We start from the raw sequence: 21,035 nt of genomic DNA on the forward strand, positions 1-21,035 counted from the left end.
GGAATCGCCTTGAACATCCCGAGCATCGATTTCGATCTGGGCGAAGACATCAGCATGCTGCGCGACACGTTGCGCGCCTTCGTGGAGGCCGAGATCGCCCCGCGCGCCGCTGACATCGAGAAGGCCAACCTGTTCCCGGCGGACCTCTGGAAGCGCCTCGGCGAGCTTGGCGTGCTCGGCATGACCGCGCCCGAGCAATATGGCGGCTCCAACATGGGCTATCTCGCCCATATCGTCGCCATGGAGGAGATTTCGCGCGGCTCGGCCGCCGTCGGGCTGTCCTACGGCGCGCATTCCAACCTCTGCGTCAACCAGATCCGCCGCAACGGCAATGACGCGCAGCGCCAGCGCTATCTGCCGAAGCTGATCTCCGGCGAGAATGTCGGGGCGCTCGCGATGTCCGAGCCCGGCGCCGGCTCCGACGTCGTCTCGATGAAGCTGCGCGCCGACAAGCGCGGCGACCGCTATGTGCTGAATGGCTCGAAGATGTGGATCACCAATGGCGGCGACGCCGACGTGCTGGTGGTCTACGCCAAGACCGATCCCGAGGCCGGCCCGCGCGGCATGACGGCGTTCCTGATCGAGAAGGGCTTCAAGGGCTTCACCCACGGCCAGCATCTCGACAAGCTCGGCATGCGTGGCTCCAACACCTATCCGCTGTTCTTCGACGACTGCGAGGTGCCGGAGGAGAACGTGCTGGGCAAGGTGGGCGAGGGCGTCAAGGTGCTGATGTCCGGCCTCGACTATGAGCGCGCGGTGCTCTCGGGCGGCCCGCTCGGCATCATGGCGGCGTGCATGGATGCGGTGGTGCCCTACATGCACGAGCGCAAACAGTTCGGCCAGCCGATCGGCGACTTCCAGCTGATGCAGGGCAAGCTCGCCGACATGTATGCGACCTGGCAGGCCACGCGCGCCTATGTCTATGCGGTGGGCCGCGCCTGTGACCGTGCCGATCATGCACGCACGCTGCGCAAGGATTCCGCCGCCGCAATCCTCTATTCCGCGGAGAAGGCGACGTGGATGGCGGGCGAAGCGATCCAGGCACTGGGCGGCGTCGGCTATACGTCCGAATTTCCGGTCGGCCGACTCTGGCGCGACGCCAAGCTCTACGAGATCGGGGCGGGCACGTCCGAGGTGCGCCGCATGCTGATCGGCCGCGAGCTGATGTCGGAAACCGCTTAGATCCTCCACGCAACCCATTCACAGCAAACGCGGGACCCCATGCCGCTGCATTCCAGCATCGATCCATCGTCGTCCGATTTCGCGCGCAACGCCGATGCCATGCGCGCACTCGTCGCGGACTTGCGCGAAAAACTCGGCCAGGTTGCCGGTGGCGGCGGCGAAGCCTCGCGCAACCGCCATACCGCGCGCGGCAAGATGCTGGCGCGCGAGCGCGTCGACCTGCTGCTTGATCCCGGGACCTCGTTCCTGGAGCTGTCGCCGCTGGCGGCCCACGGCCTCTATGGCGGCGACGTGCATTCGGCCAGCATCGTCACGGGTGTGGGGCGCATCTCGGGCCGTGAATGCGTCGTTGTCGCCAACGACGCCACCATCAAGGGCGGCACCTATTACCCCATGACCGTGAAGAAGCATCTGCGCGCGCAGGACATTGCGCGGCAGAACAATCTGCCCTGCGTCTACATGGTCGATTCCGGCGGTGCTTTCCTGCCCCTGCAGGACGAGATCTTTCCGGACGAGCGGCATTTCGGCCGCATCTTCTACAACCAGGCGCAGATGTCGTCGCAGGGCATCCCTCAGATCGCCATCGTGATGGGCTCCTGCACCGCCGGCGGCGCCTATGTGCCTGCGATGTCGGACGAGAGCATCATCGTGCGCAATCAGGGCACCATCTTCCTCGGCGGCCCGCCGCTGGTGAAGGCCGCGACCGGCGAGGTCGTCAGTGCGGAAGAGCTCGGCGGCGCAGATGTGCATTCGCGGCAATCCGGCGTGACCGATCACTACGCCCAGAACGACGCGCACGCGATCGGGATCGCCCGTCGCATCGTCGGCACGTTGAAGCCGCAGGCCAAGCCGAACCTCAACATGCATAAGCCGCGCGATCCGCTGTTTGCGGCGGAGGAGATCTACGGCGTGGTGCCCGTCGACGGCCGCAAGCCGTTCGACGTACGCGACATCATCGCCCGCGTTGTCGACGGTTCCGAGTTCGACGAGTTCAAGAAGCTGTACGGCACCACGCTGCTCTGCGGCTTCGCCCATATCTGGGGCTATCCGGTGGGCATCATCGCCAACAACGGCATTCTCTTCAGTGAGAGCTCGCTGAAGGGCGCGCATTTCATCGAGCTGTGCTGCCAGCGCGGCATTCCCCTGGTGTTTCTACAGAACATCACCGGTTTCATGGTCGGCAAGAAATACGAGGCCGGCGGCATCGCGCGCGACGGCGCCAAGCTGGTGACGGCGGTCGCAACCGCCTCGGTGCCGAAGTTCACCGTGGTGATCGGTGGCTCCTACGGCGCCGGCAATTACGGCATGTGCGGCCGTGCCTACTCACCGCGCTTCCTCTGGATGTGGCCGAATGCGCGCATCTCGGTGATGGGCGGCGAGCAGGCATCCATGGTGCTGAGCCAGGTCCGCCGCGACAACATCGAGGCCAATGGCGATAGCTGGTCGAAGGAAGCGGAGGATAAATTTCGCGAGCCCATTCGCGCGCAATATGAGAGCCAGGGGCATCCGTATTACGCGACCGCGCGCCTTTGGGACGACGGCGTGATCGACCCGGCCGACACGCGCCTCGTGCTCGGCCTCGGCCTTTCGGCGGCGTCGAATGCGCCGATCGAGCCGACCAAGTTCGGCCTGTTCAGGATGTGATGCGATGGACCGTTCGAAGCTCTACCGCCGTTTCCGCACGCTCCTGATCGCCAACCGGGGCGAGATCGCCTGCCGCGTCATCCGCACCGCCCGGGCGATGGGGCTGCGCACAGTCGCCGTCTATTCCGAGGCCGACCGCGATGCCATGCACGTCGCGCTCGCCGACGAGGCCGTGCTGCTCGGGCCCGCGCGCGCCCGCGACAGCTATCTCAATGTCGAGCGGCTGATCGAGGCCGCGCGCAAGACGGGCGCCGAGGCCGTGCATCCCGGCTACGGCTTCCTGTCTGAGAATGCCGAATTCGCGCAGGCCTGCTTTGATGCGGGCCTGGTCTTCGTCGGCCCGACCGCGGAAATGATGACGGCGATGGGTTCGAAATCGGGCTCGAAGGCGCTGATGGAGAGAGCCGGCGTGCCGCTTGTGCCGGGCTATCACGGCGAGGCCCAGGACGATGCGACGCTGTCGAAGGCCGCCGACAAGATCGGCTTTCCGATCCTGGTGAAGGCATCCGCCGGCGGCGGCGGCCGCGGCATGCGCATCGTGCGCTCGGCGGCTGAGCTTGCGCCTGCGATCGTCAGTGCGAAGCGCGAAGCCAAGGCTGCGTTCGGCGACGACCGCATGCTCATCGAGAAATATGTCGACAATCCCCGGCATATCGAGGTGCAGATCATCGGCGACAGCCACGGCAATCTGCTGTCGCTGTTCGAGCGCGAATGCACGCTGCAGCGTCGCCACCAGAAGGTGATCGAGGAGGCGCCATCGCCGACGCTCAATGCCGCCCAGCGCGAGACGGTCTGCGCCGCCGCGCGAAAGGCGGCGGGCGCGGTCAACTATGTCGGTGCCGGCACCATCGAATTCGTCTCCGACGGCAGGGACGTGTTCTTCATCGAAATGAACACACGTCTCCAGGTCGAGCACCCCGTGACCGAGTTGATCACGGGCATCGATCTCGTCGAATGGCAGCTGCGCGTCGCCTTCGGCGAGGCGCTGCCGCTGAAGCAGGACGAAGTCAAGCTCAAGGGCCACGCCGTCGAGGCGCGGGTTTATGCGGAGAACCCGACCAGGAGCTTCATGCCGTCGGTCGGCAAAATCTCGACCTGGCGGCTCCCGGCGGAGACCGGTGGCTTGCGCATCGACGCCGGCTATCGGGAAGGCGATACAGTCTCGCCGTATTACGACGCCATGCTGGCCAAGATGATCGCGTGGGCGCCGACGCGCGATGTGGCGATCGACCGGCTCAACCGCGGCCTGGAGGACTCCGACGTCCGCGGCATCGTCACCAATATCCCGTTCCTGTCGGCGCTGATCACGCACCCGAAGCTGCGGGCGAATGCGATCGATACCGGCTTCATCGAGCGCGAACTGGCGGCGCTGACCCAGGCTTCGCCGGCGCCCGGCGAGCTCGAGCTTTGCGCGGCAGTGGCTGCGATCGTCAATGAAGAACGGCAGGTTGCGCAAAGCGAGCCGAGCTCACCCTGGCAGACCTTTGGCTGGCAGCCGGTCGGCCGCCGCCGGCGCAGCTTTGCCTTCCGCGTCGGGCACGGGCCCGAGCAGAAGATCGCGCTGAACTACGGCAACGGGTTGTCGACGCTGGTCATCGGCGATCGCGAGCTGGCGTTCACCGTTGCGCCAAAAGACGGCGGCCTTGATCTGACGCTGGATGACGTCAAAACCTCGGTCGCAGCGGTGATCTCCGGGCACGAGCTGTATCTGCGCACACGCAACGGCCGTTTCGATCTGCACTGGGTCGATCCGTTCGGCGGCGAGACCGAGGAGCAGACCGGCGCGGACAAGATCGCAGCTCCCTTGCCGGGCACCGTCGTCGCCGTGCTGGCCGAGGAGGGCGCAAGGCTCGAGAAGGGCGCGCCGATCCTCACCCTGGAAGTGATGAAGATGGAGCAGACGCTGCGCGCGCCTTATGCCGGCGTGCTGAAGTCCATCAAGTGCGAGGTCGGCGACATCGTCCAGGAAGGTGTCGAGCTCGCCGTGGTCGAGGCCTCGGAAGGGTGACTTGGGAAGAATAACTTGGGAAGAATAACTTGGGGAGAGTGACATGAGCGATCCCGTCCGCATCATCGAGATGGGGCCGCGCGATGGCCTCCAGAACGAGAAGACACCAGTCAGCGTCGCGGCCCGCATCGCCTTCATCGAGGCGCTGGTCGCAGCCGGGCTCGACACCGTCGAGGTCGGTGCCTTCGTCTCGCCCAAGGCGATCCCGCAGATGGCAAGCTCCGATGCCGTGCTGCGCGGCGTTGCGCACGTGAGCGGCGCCGAATTCCACGTGCTGGTGCCGAACGAGAAGGGCTACGACGCCGCGCGAGCCGCCGGCGCCAAGGTGGTTTCCGTGTTCGCGGCGGCCTCAGAGGGCTTCTCGCGGGCCAACATCAACTGCACGGTCGCGGAGTCGATCGAGCGGTTCAAGCCGGTGCTGGCGCGCGCCAAGGCCGACGGCGTGAAGGTGCGCGGCTATGTCTCCTGCGTGCTAGGCTGTCCCTTCGATGGCGAGATCAAACCGAAGGCCGTCGCCGATCTTGCTGTTACGCTGTGGGATCTCGGCTGCTACGAAATTTCACTCGGCGACACCATCGGCGTCGGCACGCCTGATAGAGCCAAGGAGATGCTGCGCGCGGTGGCCGCCAACATTCCCGCGGCGAAGCTTGCGATGCATTTCCACGACACCTACGGCCAGGCGCTCGCCAATCTCTATGCCGGCCTGGAGGAGGGGGTCCGCGTCATCGATGCCGCAGCGGGCGGGCTCGGCGGCTGCCCCTATGCACCGGGGGCGACGGGGAATGTTGCGACCGAGGATGTCGTTTATATGCTCGAGGGCATGGGGGTGAAGACCGGCGTCGATATGGAGAAGCTGCTGGCCGCGACCAATGCGATGGGCCGCGTGCTTGGCAAACCGCCTGTGAGCCGGGTGGCGACGGCGCTGAACGCGAAGAAGAAGCGAATTGTCGCCTGACCCAGCGATGGAAAGAGCGTCACCGGCTCCCGTCCGGCCCCATCACCAGGTCCGGCAGCCAGGTCGAGATCTCCGGCACCAGACACAGCAGCAACACCGCGCCCATCATCAACAGCACGAACGGCAGCGTGCCCCAGATCACCTCGCTCAGCGAAATATCAGGCGCGACGTTGCGGATGACGAAGATGTTGAGGCCGACGGGTGGATGGATCAGCCCCATCTCCATGACGATGGTCATGACCACGCCAAACCAGATGATGTCGAAATTGGCGGCTCGTAACGGCGGCAGGATGATCGGCGCGGTCATGAGAATGATCGAGACCGGCGGCAGGAAGAAGCCGAGCACGACCACCATGACGAGGATCGCAAACAGCAGCCCCCAGCGCGGCAGGTGCATCGCGACGACGGATTCGGCCGCCGATTGCGAGATGTGCAGATAGCTCATCACGTAGGAATAGAGCAGCGACATGCCGATGATCATCATCAGCATGGTCGATTCCCGGATGGTCGATTTCATGATGGGCGCAAGGTCGCTCGGCCGCCAGACGCCGTAGATCGCAGCGATCAGCCCCAAGGCGAGAAGCCCGCCGAGGCCGGCCGTCTCCGACGGGGTGGCGTAACCGCCATAGAGTGCAGCCATGACGCCGGTGAGCAGCAGCACGAACGGCATCACGCGCGGCAGCACGTTGAAGCGTTCGGCCAGCGTGTACTCGTCACGGCTCAGGATGGCCGCTTGCGGCCCCCCTGTCCTGTAAGCGGCTTCGGCCGCGGCATATTCTTGCCGGAAGCGGACCACGGCGTAGCCGCCGAACAGCGAGACCAGCAGCAGGCCAGGGCCGATGCCGGCGAGAAACAGCCGTCCCAGCGACTTTTCAGCAGCGACCGCAAACAGGATCATGGTGATCGAGGGCGGCAGCAGGATGCCGAGCGTGCCGCCGGCCGCGATGATGCCTGCGGCAAAGCCGCCGGAATAGCCGCGCTTGCGCATCTCGGGAATGCCGGCCGAGCCGATGGCCGAGCAGGTCGCGGGCGAGGAGCCCGCCATCGCCGCAAACAGCGCACAGGCGAAGACGTTGGCGACGCCCAGGCCGCCGGGCACCCGGTGCAGCCAGGCGTGCAGTGCCGAGTAGAGATCCTGGCCGGCGCGCGACTTGCCGATCGCCGCGCCCTTCAGGATGAAGAGCGGGATCGAGAGCAGCGTGATCGAGGCCATTTCCTCGTAGACGTTCTGCGTCACCGTGTCGAGCGAGGCCGAAGGCATATAGATGCCCATGAACACGACCGCGACCGCACCCAGCGCGAACGCGATGGGCATGCCCGAAAACATCACGACCAGCGTCGCGACGCCGTAAGCGATACCGATGCCGAAAACGCTCATGGACGCCTGGCTCCCGCGAATGGCAGCGCCAACTGCACGAGGATCTGGATGCAGAGGAGGCTCATGCCGAGCGCCATCAGGGAATAGGGAATGGCGAGCGGCGGCGACCACATCGAGTTCGAGACCTGGCCGTCGACGTAAGCTTCATGCGTCAGCGTCCAGGATTTCCAGGTGAAGAACGCGCAGAACAGGAGCGTCAAGGCATCGACCAACCAGAGTCTGATCCTGTTCGCCTGCGGTGACAGCAGGCCGACAAAGGCCTCGATGCCGATATGGCCGCGGTTCTGCTGCACGTACGCCGCCGTCATGAAGGTGGCGCCGACCAGCAGGAACACGGCGGCCTCGTCCTGCCAGTAATTGGCGGCCTTGAACAGCGCGCGGCTGAGCACGCTATAGCTCAGGATGGCGCAAGCCGCGACCAGCGCCAGCGCGGCGAGAACGACGATCATGCCATTGAGGATGGCGAGGCCACGATCAAGCGCTGCCGCAAGGCCGGTCCTTGCGGCAACATTGTTCGTGTCCTCACGATCCGGAAACGGACCGTGGCTCATGCGGCGACGTCGGAGGCGAGCTTGAGCAGGTTCGCAGCGGTCGCAGTCTTGGCGCCATAATCCTTCCACGCGGTGTCGCGGGCGATGTCGCGCCATTTGCCGACGGTGGCGGCATCGAGCGCGCTCACCTTTGCGCCGGCCTTCTCATAGACCTTGGCGACCTCGACGTCGTCATCCTGCGCGCCCTTGCGGCCGAAGGCCTCCAACTCCTCGCCGACGGCGAGGAGGATGTTCTGCTGGTTCTTCGGCAGCTTGTCGAAGATCGCCTTCGACATCATCAGCGGCTCGAGCATGAACCAGTAGGAGGCGCCGGCGCCCGAGGTCAGCGATTTCGCGACCTCTTCGAGGCGGAACGAGATCAGGCTGGTGGAGGACGTGATGCCGGCGTCGCACGCGCCGGTCTGCATCGCCGCGTAGATTTCGTTCGAGGGCACCGACAGCACCGAGGCGCCGGCGGTCTGCAGCACCATGTCCATCTCGCGCGAGCCGCCGCGCACCTTCATGCCCTTGGCGTCTTCAGGCGATATGATCGCCTTGGAGCGGCTGGCAACGCCGCCCGCCTGCCAGACCCAGCTCAGGAGGATAATGCCCTTGTCGGCGAGGAAGTCCGTCAGCGCCTTGCCGACCGGCTCCTTCTTCCAGCGCATGCCCTGGTCGTAGGTGGTGACGAGGCCCGGCATCAGGCCGATATTGGTCTCCGGCAATTCGCCGCCGGCATAGGGCATCGGATAGAGCGAGATGTCGAGCGCGCCCTTGCGCATCGCGGAGAACTGCGCGTTGGTCTTGATCAGCGAAGAGTTCGGATAGATCTCGGCTGCGATGTCGCCATTGCTGCGCTTCGCAACTTCGGCAGCGAACATGCGGCAGAGCCGGTCGCGGAAATCGCCCTTGTCGATGGTGCCGCCCGGAAATTGGTGCGAGATTTTCAGCGTGGTTGCGGCGTGCGCGGTGCCGAGGCCGAAGCGCAAGATGGCGGGTGCGGCGACTGCGGTCGCGAGCAGATGACGGCGCGTGAACATGGATGATCCCTTGAGCGGTTCTTCGAAGCGGTTCTTGTTTGACGTGATCTGGGCGGGTCATGAGACCGGCGTGAGGGCCCATCCTAGCCGGTCTTCGACGTCGAGTTCTCTCAATCTGATAGTTCGAGACGGAATGCCGCGGCAAGGGCTGGCCTTGCTGCGCTGCACACCGGGCCTCCCTGTTTCAATCGTGAAGGCTGCGTCTCGGGCGAGGATCGCGCGAGACGCGCCCCATCCGAAAAAATCTACAGCCTGGCGTAACAAGAACGGGCGTCGATCCGTCGAGATTGTGTAGCGGCACACGTCGCTGACATACACCATCTCGAAGGGATTATTTCTCATGACCATTCGCACCCGCATCGTGCTCGGCGTCTCCGCTGCCGCACTCTCGCTTGGCCTCGCGCTGTCGCCGGCCGCCTTCGCTCAGGACAAGATGGGCAAGGACGACGGCATGATGAAGAAGGACACGATGTCCAAGGACGGCATGAAGAAAGACACCATGTCCAAGGGCGACGGCATGAAGAAGGACACGATGTCGAAAGACGGAATGAAGAAAGACGACGGGATGATGAAGAAGAACTGATCTTCCACCGGCGTCGCCGCGTTTAGGGAAGCCAGGCGTTTACGAACGTTCCGGGGCGGCATATCGGCCGCCCCGAACGTGATGTCTCGGCTCAAATTCAATTGAACGTGATGCGTTACTTCCGCTTGGCCTTGCGCGCGGCGTAGCGGGCGTCGCGCTTCGCCTTCTGCTCGGCTTCCAGCTCAGCCTGCCTGGCGATCGCTTCTTCCGCCTCCCGGGCGATCCGCGCCGCCTCCGCGGCAGCAGCTTCTTCCGCGATGCGCTTCTGCTCGGCCTTTTCAGCCTCGCGCGCAGCCTTTACTTCGGCGCGCTTGGCCGCAAGCGCCTCGCGCTCGGCACGACGTGCCGCGACCGCAGGGTCGTCGTGCCCCGGCTGCGACTTGAATTTGTTCAAAAGATTTTTGCGTGCTTCCTGAGCGGCCTTTTGCCGGTCGGAGAATCCTGGTTCCCTGAAACTCATCTAACGAACCTTGTCATCCTCGCTTTCGATCCTACATCACTGCTGTTGGTACGTCGGCTGGGCACAAGCAGGCGCCACGCGACGCAGAAGCGTGTACATCGCCGCGCGCCGCGAAGCCACCCATAATCGCAGCCGATCAGGTCAACGAAATCGCTTATCCAGCCGATCCTTCGTAGCCCGGAAAAACTGCCGAATTGTGATGCCCCTCATAAGGGCACCCAGCGGCGGCGCCTAGCGTCCGCCCAGCGAGAGACGGAGCACGGGCATGATTATTTTCCGGCTGAGCCTGAAGGCCCTTGCAATCACGGCCACGGCAGCGGTTGTCGCGGGTGCGGTGCTGTTGGCCGCCCGCCCACAACCGATCGAGAGCACCGCTCTCGGGGCTGCATGGGAGTGCACCCAGACCGCGTTCATCCTGACGAGCTGCGCGCCGCGCACTCAGCACGCCGCCCCGGCGGTCGAGAGCCTGCGCAAGGAAGCGCTGAGGCGTCCGACGAGCGGGTGAGGGCCAGGAATCGCGCGGGATGTGACGCGTGGCCGCACAGGTGGTAAACCGCCTCACCAAGCGATAGCGTCCCCATGTCCGAGCCCGAATCCAAGCGTTCTAAGCCTTCCAAGTCCAACCCTTCGCCGAGACCGCAATCCGGCGACAGTCGTCGCGGGGCGATCGCGGGCCTGATCATCGCTGCGGTCATTCTGGCCATCGGCCTGTGGCTCGCCCGCGACCTCACTGCCGCCAGCAAGATGCAGGATTGCGTGATGTCGGGGCGCAGCAATTGCAATGTGATCGAGCCGGCACGCTAGACCCGCTCGGTTCGCAGGGCCCAAAAATTGCCGCGATCTCAAACGTCTGCTGCGGGACCCAGCCGACTCGGCAGGTCAGTTATGTCAGCCGGCACCGGCCGGGCGCGATCCGAATCGTCTATGGCGCTTGGACCACGGCGATTTGCGAAAGTTGAGGGGGTAGGCACCGATGAGTGCGTTCAGCCGCATGAAGATCATTATTCCCATGGTTTCGGCCATATCGTTGCTGGCGATGTCCGCGCAAGCGCAGGACGCAGCGCCGCCGAAGGGAGCTGGCCAGCCGCCAGGGCAGGATGCCGGTGCGCCGCGCAAAGGCCCTCCGCCGCAGGCAGGGCGGACCGGGCCGCAGCCGGGCGGGCAGGCCCATGTGGCTCCTGCACCCGGAGCAGGTCCCGGCCCGCATGGCCCTGGCCCGCGCAATGCCGGTGGGCCATCCCCGGGACCACATCGTGCCATGGCGCGCGGTCCGGCGCCCATGCACGATTGGGGCGGTCACTCCTATCGCGGCAATCTGGCCTGGGACGGCGGACGCTGGCGCCACGAGGTCCACAACGGCCGCGCCGGCTGGTGGTGGGACGTCGGCGGCGTCTGGTACTATTATCCGCAGCGGATGGAGGGCCCGCCTGCCTACATCTCCGAAGACTATATCGACGACGTGCCGGTGGCCTATGCGCCGCCGGGACCGCCGGTCGCCTACGAACCTCCGCCGCCTCCACCGCCGCCCGCGGATCCCGGCGCCAGTGCGCTGGGCGGAGCCATCGTCGGCGGTCTGCTGGGTGGCCTGATTTCTGGCAACGCCTCGGGTGCGGCCGCAGGCGCCGTGATCGGCGGTGCGACCGGCGCCATCGCCGGCGCCACCGCCGCGTCGCGCCCCGGCTACTATCTGGCCCAGGGCAACTGCTATTACCGCTATCCCAGCGGCCAATATGTGCAGACCGATCCCCGCGCCTGCTACTGAACTTCTCTCGCGCAAGAGCCGATGTGAATGATGGATGAGGCGGGCCCGGTGCCCGCCTCGTTGCGAACCGGAACCCGGCTGTGATTGCAATTTCACGGCAACGAAACCTGGTCTCACTGCTTTGTGCGCGCGGCGTTTAGAACGATCGCGCGGCGGCGCGTTTAGCCCCTCTGCGAGCAAACGATCAGAGGATTATTTCATGAAACTTGCAGCGATCACCCTGGGGCTTGCGTTGGCCGTTTCGTCGACGGCTGCTTTTGCACAAGGTGCCGGCGGCTCTGCTGGCGGCGGTGCTTCGACAGGCGCGTCCCCGGGCGGCGTCGGGACGTCCGGCGGCGTGTCATCCGGCACCAGCGGAACGACGACCGGGACAGGGACGGGCGGCGCAACCGGCGCCACAGGCGGGATGAACACGACGATCAACCCGTCCGGCAACACCTTGTTGCCAAGCGGACAAAATCCGTCACAACCGGCGACGGGTCCGAACAACTCGACGGGTCGCTAGGGCTCGCCGGACCGAGTACACAGAATACGAAGACCGGCCCGATCGATTCCGTCGCGGCCGGTCTTCGCGTATCTGCCAACACGGCTCTCTTTGCGCGCAAATTCCATTCCGGTAACATCGTGTTGGGTTGCGCGAAGGCCCGACTTTCGTCCTCCGCAATCATACGGACGAAATTGCCACGCACTTGTCCTTATCGGCCGGCTAAAATTGGCCGCATGTGTACGCCCTACGACCCACAGCACGAGGCCGAGGCTGCGATGAAGCGCGCCGCGGCATCCGAAGGTCCCGACCGGCAGCGACTCATCGAATTGGCGCTGGCTTGGCATCAGCTTGCGCGCGATCGTCGCGAAACGAGCGGACGCGCTGATTTCTGCCTGACAGAAGAGACCGCGCGGTTCGGGCCTGGTCGCCGGCCATGAGAAAGCCCCGCGCTCGCTGGACAAGCACGGGGCCTTTCAAAGCCGCCCCGGGGCTGGCGGGTCGGCACCACTCTATTTCGTCGCAGACAACATGGTGGCCGTGATCTTGTTCCGCGCGGCCGTCGCCTTTGTGCGCGCCGGATTCGGCCCTGGCTCATATTGTTGAATGCATGAACAATCCACGTCCGCGCAAGGCGGCGTTAAGACTTGCGCGGTTCTGCTTTGCGCGGCTGCGATTCGTGTTTCGGGAACGGACCGGAGTCGGACCGTGAACAAACGAATCGCGGGTCCGTTCAAGATCAGCTCTTGAGCATTATTCGATCGCAGAGGGCGATCGCTTCTGATGGCCTCGATGCGCCAACGCATGAACTGCGGCGGCGAGTTGATGCCGGCTCATGGCGACCTCCGCAATCGAGGCCTGCGCCACCTCGATCCGCTTTGCGATCAGGCCTGAGTTGACGTCCACGAACGCGTCGAGTGCCACAAACGACATCGCGACGATCGCGATCGCACAGGCGATTGCCATTTTCGTCAGCTCGGCTCGCGGCATCGGTTGTCCGTTATCATGGGCGCAATTCGCCCGCCGCCGCTAGATAGGGTGAATCTGTCTGCTTCAAAGCCGGCGCCGAGGGTTACCCACGCGTTCGTGAGAGATGACAGAGTCATGATGAACGCCGGGGCATTCGGCAGGATCGAGGCTCTGGCGATCCCGGCAGGAATCGAACCTGCAACCCTCAGAGTAGAAATCTGATGCTCTATCCAGTTGAGCTACGGGACCGTCCTGTGCCACCCCGTTTGGGAGGCTGATCGTTCATACCACATGCCAATAAGAAAAATCTGGCCGTTCGCCAAGTCTGAACCGAACCGTTTTCCTCTGAGCCGCGACAAACCGGAACGGTGGAGTGTCAGGGTGCCGGGTTGAGCGGCAGCGGACCGGACGACGGATCACGTCGCCGGCAACGCTGAGGAGCTTCCGGGACACGGCCGCCGGTCGATCGGTCCGATATTGCTGCGCCCCAGGACGGCGTGCGCGGCGGTAGCGCGATTGGTCTTCTCTGGGCGTGGCTTGCCATGACGAATGCGACGTTTTGCACCTTGTGGTTCCATCGCCACGAGTCCGTCACCTTTCCGCACACTTTATCGCCGCCGCGGCGCTCGTCCGCGATTTCCGGGAGTCCATTCATGATTGGTCTGGTTCGCGCCTTTGCTCTCTGCGCCACGCTGGCGTTTGGCCTGAGCGCAGCACAAGCCGCAGACAAGGCGTTCAAGCGCGATGATCTCGCCGATTCCGCGGTCAAGTTGGAGGCGCAGATCAAGAGCGAGGCCGGACCGGTCGCCAAGACCGGTACGAGCCTGCGCAGCGACGCGGATTCTGCCTTCAGGCGCAATGACTTCCGCACCGGGCTTGCCGTCCTCGGCCAGATCGCCGCCACGACGCCTGATGATGCGGGCAACTGGCTGCGGCTCGCAAAGGCCATCTTCCAGATCACGCCGAAGAGCTCGAGCGAGCAGACCTTCCTGCTGGAACGCGCCTCGACCGCCGCCTACATCGCCTACCAGCGCGCCGGTAATCCCGGCGAGGAGGCGGACGCACTCGCCGTACTCGGCAGGTCGCTCGCGGAGCGCAGGCTCTGGCGTCCGGCGCTGGACGCGCTGCGGCTGTCGCTCGACATGCGCGAGGTCGCCGACGTCCGCGGCCAGTATGAGAAGATGCGCGACGAGCACGGTTTCCGGCTGCTCGACTACACCGTAGATTCGGATTCGGCGAGCCCGCGCGCCTGCTTCCAATTCTCGGAAGAGCTCGCCAAGCGCACCGACTTCGCGCCTTTTCTCGCGCTTGCAGGCCAGGACAAGCCGGCGCTGTCGGCCGAGGGCAAGCAGCTCTGCGTCGACGGGCTGAAGCACGGCGAGCGCTACAACATCATTCTGCGCGCCGGGTTGCCGTCGACCGTAAAAGAAGGCCTGCCGAAATCGGCCGAGTTCAACATCTATGTGCGCGATCGCAAGCCGTTCGTGCGCTTCACCAGCCGGGCCTATGTGCTGCCGCGCACCGGCCAGCGCGGCATTCCCGTGGTCAGCGTCAACACGCCGGCGGTCAATATAAACGTTTACAGGATCGGCGATCGCAATCTGATCAACACGGTGGTCGACAGCGACTTCCAGAAGACACTGTCGAAATATCAGCTCAGCGATCTCGGCGACGAGCGCGGCGTGAAAGTGTGGTCCGGCGAGCTCGCGACCGCGATGAACCTGAACCAGGACGTCATCACTGCATTTCCGGTCGACGAGGCGCTCGGTGAGCTTCAGCCCGGCGTTTACGTGATGACCGCAGCGGCCAAGGGGCCGGGCGCGGACGATGACTACCAGCTCGCCACCCAATGGTTCATCGTCTCCGATCTCGGCGTATCGGCATATTCCGGCAATGACGGCATCCATGTCTTCGTCAATTCGCTGGCCTCGACCGAGCCGGTCGGGAAAGCCGAGGTCAGGCTCGTTGCCCGCAACAACGAGATCCTGGCGACGCGCAAGACCGACGACGCTGGCCATGTGCTGTTCGAGGCGGGCCTGGCGCGCGGTGAGGGCGGTCTGTCGCCGGCGATGCTGACGGTGACCGGTGAGAAAGCCGATTACGCTTTTCTCAGCCTCAAGACCTCGGCGTTCGATCTGTCCGACCGCGGCGTTGCCGGCCGCGCAGTGCCTGCGGGCGCCGACGCCTTCGTCTATGCCGAGCGCGGCGTGTATCGCTCCAACGAGACGGTCTATCTCACGGCACTGCTGCGAGACGGGCAGGGCAATGCCGTCAATGGCGGGCCGCTGACCCTCGTGATCGAGCGTCCTGACGGCGTCGAATTCCGCCGTGCCGTGCTGGCTGACCAGGGCGCCGGCGGCCGTACGCTTGCGGTGCCGCTCAACTCGGCTGTTCCGACCGGAACATGGCGGGTGCGCGCCTTCACCGATCCCAAGGGCTCTTCGGTCGGCGAGACGACGTTCATGGTCGAAGACTATGTCCCGGACAGAATCGAATTCGACTTGTCGGCCAAGGACAAGCTGATCAAAGCCAACGCGCCTGTGGAGCTAAAGGCGGATGGCCATTTCCTCTATGGCGCGCCTGCATCCGGCCTCAGCCTGGAAGGCGACATGCTGATTGCTCCGGCCGCCGAGCGGCCGGGTTTCGCCGGCTACCAGTTCGGCGTTGATGACGAGCAGACCACCTCGAACGAGCGCTCGCCGCTCGAGAACCTTCCCGAGGCCGATGCCAATGGCGTTGCGACCTTCCCGGTGACGCTGGAGAAGCAGCCGGCCTCGACCCGTCCGCAGGAGGCGCAGATCTTCATCCGCATGGTCGAAACCGGCGGCCGCGCCGTCGAGCGCAAGCTGGTGTTGCCGGTCGCGCCCGCGACCGCGCTGATCGGCGTCAAGCCGCTCTTCGGCGACAAGAACGTCGCGGAGGGCGACAAGGCCGAGTTCGACGTCGTGTTCGTCTCCCCCGATGGCAGGACGATTGCCCGCGACGGCCTGCGCTACGAACTCCTGAAGATGGAGTCGCGCTATCAGTGGTATCGCCAGAACAATTACTGGGAGTACGAGCCGGTCAAGTCGACCTCGCGCGTCGCCGACGGTGATGTCACCATCGCTGCCGACAAGCCGTCCCGCATCTCGCTGGCGCCGCGCCCCGGCCGCTACCGGCTCGATGTGAAGTCGAACGATGCCGACGGCCCGGTGACCTCGGTGCAGTTCGACGTCGGCTGGTATTCCGACGGCAGCGCCGACACGCCGGACCTGCTGGAAACCTCGATCGACAAGCCGCAATATTCCTCAGGCGACACCATGACGGTGTCAGTCAATGTCCGCGCCGCCGGCAAGCTCACCGTCAACGTGGTCGGCGACCGGCTGCTGACGACACAGACGATCGACGTCAAGCAAGGCACTGCGCAGGTGAGACTGCCGGTCGGCAGGGACTGGGGCACCGGCGCCTATGTGGTGGCGACGCTGCGCCGTCCGCTCGATGCCGCCGCGCAGCGCATGCCGGGCCGTGCGATCGGGCTGAAGTGGTTCGGAATCGACAAGCAGGCCCGCACGCTTCAGGTCAAGCTGACGCCGCCCGATCTGATCCGGCCGAATTCCACGTTGAAGATCCCGGTCAAGCTCGACGGGCTCAATCCGGGCGAGGACGCCAAGATCGTCGTCGCCGCGGTCGATGTCGGCATCCTCAACCTCACCAACTACAAGCCGCCGGCGCCGGATGATTATTATCTCGGCCAGCGTCAGCTCAGCGCGGAGATCCGCGATCTCTATGGGCAGCTGATCGACGGGATGTCCGGTACGCGCGGCCAGATCAAATCCGGCGGCGACGCCGGCGCGGCCGAACTGCAAGGCTCGCCGCCCGCGCAGAAGCCGCTCGCGCTCTATTCCGGCATCGTCACGGTGGGCGCCGAGGGCACTGCGGAAGTCAGCTTCGACATTCCGGATTTCGCAGGCACCGCGCGCGTCATGGCGGTGGCATGGACCGCTACAAAACTCGGCCGCGCCAACACCGACGTCGTGATCCGCGATCCCGTCGTGCTGACCACCACGGTGCCGCGCTTCCTGCTCAATGGCGACCACGGCACGGTCAATCTCGAGATCGACAATGTCGAGGGGCAGGCCGGCGACTACGTCATCAACGTCAAGACCGGCGGCCCGGTGAAGATGTCAGGCAATCCCGCCACCACGGTCAAGCTCGCCGCCAAACAGCGCAACGCGTTCTCGCTGGCGCTCGATGCGACCGCGGCGGGGCAGGCGACGCTCGACGTCGACATCAGGGGACCGGACGGACTTGCGCTCGCAAGGCACTATGCGTTCGACGTCAAGGCGGCGCAGGTGTTGGCGCGGCGCTCGATCCGCACGTTGGCGAAGGGCGAGAGCCTGACGCTGACCTCGGACATGTTCTCCGACCTCGTGCCGGGCACCGGCAGCGTTTCGGTTTCGGCCAGCCTGTCCACTGCGCTCGACGCGGCGACGATCCTGAAAGCGCTCGACCGCTATCCCTATGGCTGCTCGGAGCAGATCACGAGTCGCGCCATGCCGCTGCTCTACGTCAACGACCTCGCGGCCGGGGCGCATCTTGCGATGGACACCGAGGTCGATCAGCGCATCCGCGATGCCATCGAGCGGCTGTTGGCCCGTCAGGGCTCCAATGGCTCGTTCGGCCTGTGGTCGGCGGGCGGCGACGATGCCTGGCTCGATGCCTACGTGACTGACTTCCTCACCCGCGCCCGCGAAAAGGGCTTTGTGGTGCCTGATGTGTTGTTCAAGAACGCGCTGGATCGTATCCGCAATTCCGTCGTCAACGGCAATGAGCCAGAGAAGGACGGCGGGCGCGATCTCGCCTATGGGCTCTACGTGCTGGCCCGCAACGGCGCGGCACCGATCGGCGATCTCCGTTATCTCGCGGATACCAAGCTGAACAATCTGGCGACGCCGATCGCCAAGTCTCAGCTTGCAGCGGCGCTCGCTCTGGTCGGCGACCGCAACCGCGCCGAGCGGGTCTATGGCGCGGCGCTGGACTCGCTTGCGCCCAAGCCGGTGCTGGAGTTCGGCCGTAGCGACTACGGCTCGCAGCTCCGCGACGCCGCTGCTCTGGTCTCGCTCGCGAGCGAAGGCAACGCACCCAAGGCGACGCTGACGCAGGCCGTCGCACGGGTCGAGACCGCGCGCGGACTGACGCCCTATACCTCCACGCAGGAGAATGCGTGGCTGGTGCTCGCGGCCCGGGCTCTGGCCAAGGAAAACCTCTCGATCGAGGTCGATGGCCAGCCGATCAAGACGGCGCTCTATCGCAGCTACAAGGCGGACAGCCTGAGTGGCAAGCCGCTCAAGATCACCAACACCGGCGATGCGCCTGTGCAGGCGGTGGTCTCGGTGTCGGGCTCGCCGGTGACGCCGGAGCCGGCCGCGTCCAACGGCTTCAAGATCGAGCGGAACTACTTCACGCTCGACGGCAGGCCCGCCGACATCAGCAAGGTCAAGCAGAACGATCGCTTTGCCGTGGTGTTGAAGATTACGGAGGCGAAGCCTGAGTACGGCCACATCATGGTGTCCGATTATCTGCCTGCGGGTCTGGAGATCGACAATCCCAAACTGGTGTCGTCGGGCGACAGCGGCACGCTGGACTGGATCGAGGACGGCGCGGAGCCCGAGGATACCGAGTTCCGTGACGACCGCTTCACGGCGGCCGTGGACCGCGCCGCGGACTCAAAGGCGGTGTTCACCGTCGCCTATGTCGTGCGCGTGGTTTCACCCGGCAAATACGTGTTGCCCCAGGCCTATGTCGAGGACATGTACAACCCCTCGCGCTATGGTCGCACCGGTACAGGCACAGTCGAGGTGCGGGCGGCGAAGTGAGTGGTGAGATGAGCGAGGCGCTGAGCAAGAACGTGGATGGCCGGGCCAAGCCCGGCCCTGACGGAACGAGGAGCAGGGGGCATCGTGCCCTCTCCATCGCCGCCTTCGCGTTCATCCTCGCCGTCATCGGTTTCGTCGGCTGGGTCTATTCACTCGGCCCATTGCCACTCGACGAGGCGCGCCGCGTGTCGACCACAATCGTCGACCGCAACGGCAGGCTGCTGCGCGCCTATGCGATGGCCGACGGGCGGTGGCGGTTGCCGGTCGACGCCGAAGCCAACATCGATCCGACCTATCTCAAGCTGCTGTTCGCCTATGAGGACCAGCGCTTCTACGCCCATGACGGCATCGATCCGCTGGCGCTCGGCCGTGCGGTCTTGCAGCTTTCGACGCGCGGCCACATCGTGTCCGGCGGCTCGACTATCTCGATGCAGCTCGCCCGGCTGATGGAGCCGCGGCGGCAGCGTTCGCTCTACGCAAAACTGCACCAGATCGTGCGCGCGATCGAGTTGGAGCGGACGCTCGACAAGGACGAAATCCTCAACCTCTATCTGGCGCTTGCGCCCTATGGCGGCAATCTCGAAGGCATCCGCGCCGCCTCGATCGCCTATCTCGGCAAGGAGCCGAAGCGGCTGTCGCTGGCGGAAGCAGCGCTTTTGGTCGCGCTGCCGCAATCGCCGGAAACACGCCGGCTCGACCGCTATCCCGAAGCCGCACGCCTCGCCCGCGATCGGGTGCTCGACCGCATGGTCGAGGAGCATGTGGTCAGCCTCGATGACGCGAAGCAGGCCAAGGCCGTGCCCGTGCCGAAACTGCGCAAGCCGATGCCGATCCTGGCACCGCATGCCTCCGATAACGCGCTGGCGACGGTCAAGGACGTCCCTGTCATCAAGCTGACGCTGGATTCCAATCTGCAGAAGGTGCTGGAGCCGCTGGCGCGCGACCGCGCCATTGCACTGGGGCCGAACATCTCGGTCGGCATCATCGTCATCGACAATGACAGCGGCGACGTACTCGCCCGCGTCGGCTCGGCCGACTATTTCGACGACATCAGGGCCGGGCAGGTCGACATGACCCGCGCCATCCGCTCGCCTGGCTCGACGCTCAAGCCGTTCATCTATGGTCTCGCGTTCGAGGACGGTTTTGTCCATCCCGACAGCCTGATCGACGATCGCCCGGTGCGCTTCGGCTCCTACGCGCCGGAGAATTTCGACCTGACGTTCCAGGGCACGGTGCCGGTTAAGAAGGCACTGCAGCTGTCGCTGAACGTGCCGGCGATCGTGCTGCTCGATCGTGTCGGCTCGAGCCGGCTGGCCTCGCGGCTACGGCAAGCCGGCGGCAATCTGGTTTTGCCCAAGGATGAGGCACCGGGGCTCGCAATGGGTCTCGGCGGCGTCGGCGTGACGCTTCAGGACCTCGCCCAGCTCTATGCGGGTTTCGCCCGGCTCGGTACCACCAAGCCGCTGCGTGAGATCATCGCAGGCAAGGACGATCGCGAGCCGCTGCGGCTGCTGGATCAGGTGGCGGCCTGGCAGGTCGGCAACGTGCTGCTGGGAACCCCGCCGCCGGAAAATGCCGCCCATAACCGGATCGCCTTCAAGACTGGCACCTCCTACGGCTATCGCGATGCCTGGTCGGTCGGATTCGACGGCCGCATGACCATTGGCGTCTGGGTCGGCCGGCCCGATGGTGCGCCGGTTCCCGGCCTGATCGGCCGCGTCGCCGCTGCACCCATCCTGTTCGATGCCTTCGCGCGGACGGGCAAGACGCTGGTTCCGCTGCCGAAGCCGCCCAAGGGAACCCTGGTGGCCGGCAACGCCAAGTTGCCATTGCCGCTAAAGCGGTTCCGCCCGGTCGGAGAGCTGGTGCGGACCGGCGGCGAGCAGGCGCTCCACATCCAGTTCCCCCTCAACGGCTCCCGGATCGACGTGGACCGTTCAGGCGGAACGGAAGCGGCCGCGATGCCGGTCAAGGTCGCGGGCGGGGTGCTGCCGATGACGGTCATGCTCAACGGAACGGCTCTCGGCGAGATCGACGGGCGGCGCCAGCGGCTGATCGATCCGCCCGGCCCAGGCTTTGCACGGCTCACCGTGATCGATGCCGTTGGCGCAGCAGACACAGTCGTCATTCGAATTCAATGAGAGCGGCTTAAGCGGTTGTGGCGACGGCGGTTTCAGCGTAAGCG

16 protein-coding genes and 1 tRNA gene are annotated in these 21,035 nt (G+C 65.2%); 11 read left to right on the forward strand and 6 right to left on the reverse strand.

The annotated features are described in order from the left end of the window. The first annotated feature begins 54 nt into the window (after positions 1-54). From ACVW16_RS35275 to ACVW16_RS35290, 4 genes are read left to right on the forward strand one after another with little or no spacing between them, the layout of a single operon-like run. Positions 55-1,182: an isovaleryl-CoA dehydrogenase gene (locus ACVW16_RS35275; protein WP_456738171.1), complete on the forward strand. Its 1,128-nt coding sequence runs from the start codon at positions 55-57 to the stop codon at positions 1,180-1,182. A 39-nt stretch (positions 1,183-1,221) separates the two neighbouring features. Beyond that, positions 1,222-2,826: a carboxyl transferase domain-containing protein gene (locus ACVW16_RS35280; RefSeq protein ID WP_456735069.1), complete on the forward strand. Its 1,605-nt coding sequence runs from the start codon at positions 1,222-1,224 to the stop codon at positions 2,824-2,826. 4 nt (positions 2,827-2,830) lie between these two features. After that, complete coding sequence (locus ACVW16_RS35285; RefSeq protein ID WP_456735070.1) at positions 2,831-4,834, forward strand: acetyl/propionyl/methylcrotonyl-CoA carboxylase subunit alpha; 2,004 nt, start codon at positions 2,831-2,833, stop codon at positions 4,832-4,834. 43 nt (positions 4,835-4,877) lie between these two features. Further along, on the forward strand, positions 4,878-5,789 hold the full coding sequence (locus tag ACVW16_RS35290) for a hydroxymethylglutaryl-CoA lyase (protein WP_456703508.1): 912 nt from the start codon (positions 4,878-4,880) through the stop codon (positions 5,787-5,789). 19 nt (positions 5,790-5,808) lie between these two features. Here the strand turns inward: ACVW16_RS35290 and ACVW16_RS35295 are convergent, their stop codons facing one another. From ACVW16_RS35295 to ACVW16_RS35305, 3 genes are read right to left on the reverse strand one after another with little or no spacing between them, the layout of a single operon-like run. Then, positions 5,809-7,167, reverse strand: coding sequence for a TRAP transporter large permease (locus ACVW16_RS35295; RefSeq protein ID WP_456735071.1), 1,359 nt, complete (start codon positions 7,165-7,167; stop codon positions 5,809-5,811). Continuing rightward, entirely contained in the window at positions 7,164-7,718 is a 555-nt protein-coding gene (locus ACVW16_RS35300; protein ID WP_456735072.1) for a TRAP transporter small permease, read from the reverse strand. Before ACVW16_RS35300 ends, ACVW16_RS35295 begins: the two co-directional genes overlap by 4 nt. Continuing rightward, on the reverse strand, positions 7,715-8,737 hold the full coding sequence (locus ACVW16_RS35305; RefSeq protein WP_456703511.1) for a TRAP transporter substrate-binding protein: 1,023 nt from the start codon (positions 8,735-8,737) through the stop codon (positions 7,715-7,717). Before ACVW16_RS35305 ends, ACVW16_RS35300 begins: the two co-directional genes overlap by 4 nt. Positions 8,738-9,077: 340 nt before the next feature. Between ACVW16_RS35305 and ACVW16_RS35310 the strand changes: the two genes are divergently transcribed. Next, positions 9,078-9,320 carry a pentapeptide MXKDX repeat protein gene (locus ACVW16_RS35310; RefSeq protein ID WP_092232808.1) on the forward strand — a complete coding sequence of 81 codons (243 nt, stop codon included), beginning with the start codon at positions 9,078-9,080 and terminating at the stop codon, positions 9,318-9,320. Positions 9,321-9,435: 115 nt separating this feature from the next. Here ACVW16_RS35310 and ACVW16_RS35315 read toward each other — a convergent pair whose 3' ends face one another. Further along, positions 9,436-9,780 carry a DUF6481 family protein gene (locus tag ACVW16_RS35315; protein ID WP_092232811.1) on the reverse strand — a complete coding sequence of 115 codons (345 nt, stop codon included), beginning with the start codon at positions 9,778-9,780 and terminating at the stop codon, positions 9,436-9,438. A 265-nt stretch (positions 9,781-10,045) separates the two neighbouring features. Here ACVW16_RS35315 and ACVW16_RS35320 point away from each other — a divergent pair, with 265 nt between their 5' ends. The 4 genes from ACVW16_RS35320 (at position 10,046) to ACVW16_RS35335 (ending at position 12,047) form a co-directional block, all read left to right on the forward strand. Next, positions 10,046-10,285: a hypothetical protein gene (locus ACVW16_RS35320; protein ID WP_456703512.1), complete on the forward strand. Its 240-nt coding sequence runs from the start codon at positions 10,046-10,048 to the stop codon at positions 10,283-10,285. Positions 10,286-10,359: 74 nt separating this feature from the next. Further along, positions 10,360-10,584: a DUF2273 domain-containing protein gene (locus ACVW16_RS35325; protein WP_456735073.1), complete on the forward strand. Its 225-nt coding sequence runs from the start codon at positions 10,360-10,362 to the stop codon at positions 10,582-10,584. 169 nt (positions 10,585-10,753) lie between these two features. After that, positions 10,754-11,542: a hypothetical protein gene (locus tag ACVW16_RS35330; protein WP_456735074.1), complete on the forward strand. Its 789-nt coding sequence runs from the start codon at positions 10,754-10,756 to the stop codon at positions 11,540-11,542. A gap of 199 nt (positions 11,543-11,741) precedes the next feature. Further along, positions 11,742-12,047: a hypothetical protein gene (locus ACVW16_RS35335; RefSeq protein ID WP_456703515.1), complete on the forward strand. Its 306-nt coding sequence runs from the start codon at positions 11,742-11,744 to the stop codon at positions 12,045-12,047. A 732-nt stretch (positions 12,048-12,779) separates the two neighbouring features. Here the strand turns inward: ACVW16_RS35335 and ACVW16_RS35340 are convergent. Continuing rightward, positions 12,780-13,016, reverse strand: coding sequence for a hypothetical protein (locus ACVW16_RS35340; protein WP_456735075.1), 237 nt, complete (start codon positions 13,014-13,016; stop codon positions 12,780-12,782). Positions 13,017-13,167: 151 nt separating this feature from the next. Beyond that, positions 13,168-13,244 (reverse strand) — tRNA-Arg (locus ACVW16_RS35345). 404 nt (positions 13,245-13,648) lie between these two features. Between ACVW16_RS35345 and ACVW16_RS35350 the strand changes: the two genes are divergently transcribed. Together ACVW16_RS35350 and pbpC are read left to right on the forward strand one after the other, a co-directional pair. Beyond that, positions 13,649-18,850 (forward strand): alpha-2-macroglobulin family protein, encoded by a 5,202-nt coding sequence (locus ACVW16_RS35350; protein WP_456802601.1) that lies wholly within the window; start codon positions 13,649-13,651, stop codon positions 18,848-18,850. Positions 18,851-18,858: 8 nt separating this feature from the next. Then, positions 18,859-20,991 (forward strand): penicillin-binding protein 1C, encoded by a 2,133-nt coding sequence (gene pbpC / locus ACVW16_RS35355; protein ID WP_456735077.1) that lies wholly within the window; start codon positions 18,859-18,861, stop codon positions 20,989-20,991. Positions 20,992-21,035 lie beyond the last annotated feature (44 nt).

This window comes from Bradyrhizobium sp. USDA 4474 (assembly GCF_054057515.1).